Source organism: Pseudonocardia nigra (assembly GCF_019396355.1).
GTDB classification, from domain to species: Bacteria; Actinomycetota; Actinomycetes; order Mycobacteriales; family Pseudonocardiaceae; genus Pseudonocardia; species Pseudonocardia nigra.
Genome location: NZ_JAHKRK010000407.1, coordinates 1 through 2,309, shown reverse-complemented (window position 1 = coordinate 2,309; position 2,309 = coordinate 1). Strand labels below are relative to the sequence as shown.

3 protein-coding genes and 1 pseudogene are annotated in these 2,309 nt (G+C 72.9%); 2 read left to right on the top strand and 2 right to left on the bottom strand.

From position 1 onward, the window contains the following. Positions 1 to 419: 419 nt before the first annotated feature. Both KME75_RS41005 and KME75_RS41000 read right to left on the bottom strand, forming a co-directional pair. Positions 420 to 566 carry a hypothetical protein gene (locus KME75_RS41005; protein WP_219420375.1) on the bottom strand — a complete coding sequence of 49 codons (147 nt, stop codon included), beginning with the start codon at positions 564 to 566 and terminating at the stop codon, positions 420 to 422. A gap of 41 nt (positions 567 to 607) precedes the next feature. Beyond that, the gene (locus KME75_RS41000; protein WP_246633801.1) at positions 608 to 967 is read right to left on the bottom strand and encodes an avidin-fold protein; all 360 of its coding nucleotides are present in this window, start codon (positions 965 to 967) and stop codon (positions 608 to 610) included. Between the two features lie 161 nt (positions 968 to 1,128). On the opposite strand from KME75_RS41000, the gene moaA reads away from it, so the two are divergent. Further along, positions 1,129 to 2,190, top strand: a complete 1,062-nt coding sequence (gene moaA / locus KME75_RS40995; RefSeq protein ID WP_219420374.1) for a GTP 3',8-cyclase MoaA — start codon at positions 1,129 to 1,131, stop codon at positions 2,188 to 2,190. 3 nt (positions 2,191 to 2,193) lie between these two features. Beyond that, positions 2,194 to 2,309: pseudogene (locus KME75_RS47510) on the top strand (MoaD/ThiS family protein); the annotation flags it as partial.

Sequence of the window (2,309 nt, the reverse complement as noted above, 5' to 3'; positions counted from 1 at the left end):
CGCGGTGTCCGGTCGGGCAGCAACGGCTCCAGCCGTGCCCACTCCGCGTCGGTCAAGTCGTGGCGATCAAGCACAGAAGAGATCTACCGCAGCCGACCCGCATGATCCACGGGACACGCTCTAGGCCCCGCACCGCGAGTCGGGACCTCCGTGCGCGCGAGTCGGCGCCTCCGTGCCCGCGAGTCGGCGCGCGAGTGCGCGCGAGTCGGCGCCTCCGTGCGCGCGAGTCGGGGGGCGAGAGTGTGCGCGAGTCGGGGCGCGAATGCACGCGAGTCGGCGCCTCCGTGCGCGCGAGTCGGCGCCTCGGTGCGCGCGAGTCGGCGCGTGAGTGCGCGCGAGTCGGGACCTCCGTGCGCGCGAGTCGGCGCGTGAGTGCGCGGGAGTCGATCGCTCACGGGCCGAGGTGCTCCGGCCGAGCATCAGCGCACCGAGCCCCTTGCCTGCCTGCTCAGGACCGTGAATGCCCATGCGGCGAAGAGCAGAGAGAGGCAGTTCAGCCAGAACACCACGTTGCCCGTCCCCACCGCGAGCACGGCCGAGGTCAGGGCCAGGAGCATCGCCGACACAGCGACCCCTCGCAGCAGGCGGGGTCGCCGGTGCAGCGGCGTCACCCCGCGACCTCGGCGACGACGCTGCGAGCCGCCCCCGGCTGCGACTTCCACGCCCAGTCCTCGTGCAGCTCCAGTAGACCGTCGGACCCGACGACGATCTGCGACGTGCATCGGCCGCTCGCCGTGCGCCCGTCCGCGTCGAGGTGGACGTAGCGGAACCGGAGCTCGGCGCCGCTGCGCGTCCCGACGAGGAAGCCGCGGGCCACCGCCCCGCCGTGGTAGTCGGCCCACACCGTGTCGCCGTCCTGGCGGTAGTGGAATCGGGTACGGGCGTCGACGTCGCCGTCGGCGGAGTTGCTGACCCCGGCGAAGACCCTTCCGTCGATGACGGCGTCCGCCGGCAGCTGTCCAGTCATGGGCGGAGCCAACCAGTCCCACCTTCCGGATAGCGCGCACGTCCCGATCGTCCCGCAGATTCGGATGCTCGTTCCGATCTGCAAACGCAGCTGCGGAAACTCGGTCGATCTTCGTCGGAACTGCCAGGTTGGTTGCGACTCTCGCCGGTTACGCTCGTGTCGTGACGGCATCCGAGCTCGGCCTCCCCGCGGTGCGGGGGGCCGCCCCCCGAGACCCGGCCCGCCCCGCCGACCCCCGACTCGTCGACTCGTTCGGCCGGGTCGCCACCGACCTCCGCATCTCCCTCACCGACCGCTGCAACCTGCGCTGCTCCTACTGCATGCCGGCCGAGGGCCTGGACTGGATGCCGCGCGACGAGCAGCTCACCGACGACGAGCTGATCCGCCTGATCGGCATCGCGGTGCGCGATCTCGGCATCGAGGAGCTGCGCTTCACCGGCGGCGAGCCGCTGCTGCGCCGCGGGCTGGACCGGATCATCGCCGCGTCCGCCGCGATGGAGCCCCGCCCGGACATCTCGCTCACCACCAACGGCATCGGGCTCGCCCGCCGCGCCGAGTCGCTGGCCGCGGCGGGCGTGAACCGGCTGAACGTGTCGATGGACACGCTGCAGCAGGAGCGGTTCGCCACGATCACCCGCCGCGACCGGCTCTCCGACGTCCTGGACGGCCTCGCCGCCGCGCGGGCCGCCGGCCTCGGTCCCGTGAAGATCAACAGCGTGCTGCTGCGCGACGTGAACCACGACGAGGCCGTCCCGCTCCTGCGGTTCGCGCTGGAGCACGGCTACGAGCTGCGCTTCATCGAGCAGATGCCGCTCGACGCCCAGCACGGCTGGGAACGGTCCGAGATGATCACCGCGGGCGAGATCATGGAGAAGCTCCGCGAGAGCTTCACGCTCACCCCCGACCCCACCGAGCGCGGAGGTGCGCCCGCGGAGCGCTGGCTGGTCGACGGCGGCCCGGCCGTGGTCGGCGTCATCGCCTCGGTCACCCGCCCGTTCTGCGGCGCGTGCGACCGCACCCGGCTCACCGCCGACGGCCAGGTCCGCTCGTGCCTGTTCGCGCGCACCGAGACCGACCTGCGGGCGATGCTGCGCAACGGGACCTCCGACGCGGAGATCGCCGACACCTGGCGGCACGCGATGTGGGGCAAGCTGGCCGGCCACGGCATCGACGACCCCGGCTTCCTGCAGCCGGACCGTCCGATGAGCGCGATCGGGGGCTGAGCGGTGGCGACGACCATCACCGTCACGGTCACGGTGCGGTACTTCGCGGCGGCGCGCGCCGCCGCCGGCGTCGAGACGGAGCCCTTCGAGCTGCCCGCGGGCGGCACCGTCGACGACGC